Raw genomic sequence first — 825 nt, forward strand, 5'->3', positions numbered from 1 at the left:
AAGCGCGGTATGGCGGAGATGCTCAAGGGCGGCGTCATTATGGACGTCGTTAACGTCGAGCAGGCCCTCATCGCCGAGGATGCCGGTGCCGTGGCAGTGATGGCGCTGGAACGCGTTCCGGCCGACATCCGCGCCCAGGGCGGCGTGTCCCGCATGTCCGATCCGGACATGATTGAGGCGATCATCGCCGCCGTGTCCATTCCGGTCATGGCGAAGGTCCGGATCGGCCACTTCGTCGAAGCCCAGGTCATCCAGACCCTGGGCGTGGATTACATCGACGAGTCCGAGGTCCTGACCCCGGCGGACTACGCGAACCACATCGACAAGTGGAATTTCACGATTCCCTTCGTCTGCGGTGCCACGAACCTTGGTGAGGCGCTGCGCCGGATCAACGAGGGCGCGGCGATGATCCGGTCCAAGGGTGAGGCCGGCACCGGGGATGTCTCCAACGCCACCACGCACATGCGCTCGATCCGTGCGGAGATCAAGCGGCTCGCCGGGATGGCCGAGGACGAGCTCTACGTCGCGGCCAAGGAACTGCAGGCCCCGTATGAACTGGTGAAGGAAGTGGCCGCCACCGGCAAGCTCCCCGTGGTGCTGTTCACCGCCGGCGGCATCGCCACCCCGGCGGATGCGGCGATGATGATGCAGCTCGGCGCCGACGGTGTCTTCGTTGGCTCCGGTATCTTCAAGTCCGGCAACCCGGCCCAGCGTGCCGCCGCCGTCGTGAAGGCCACTACCTTCTTTGATGACCCGGACGAGATCGCCAAGGCCTCCCGCGGCCTGGGCGAGGCCATGGTCGGAATCAACGTCGACGAAATCCCG

Annotated in this window: 1 protein-coding gene; it reads left to right on the top strand. The window is 65.7% G+C overall.

The annotated features are described in order from the left end of the window. Positions 1-825, top strand: an 825-nt coding sequence (gene pdxS / locus QK287_RS18405) for a pyridoxal 5'-phosphate synthase lyase subunit PdxS (protein ID WP_282361134.1), incomplete at both ends; no start/stop codon positions are given.

The organism is Arthrobacter sp. AL05 (assembly GCF_029960715.1).
Classification (GTDB): domain Bacteria; phylum Actinomycetota; class Actinomycetes; order Actinomycetales; family Micrococcaceae; genus Arthrobacter.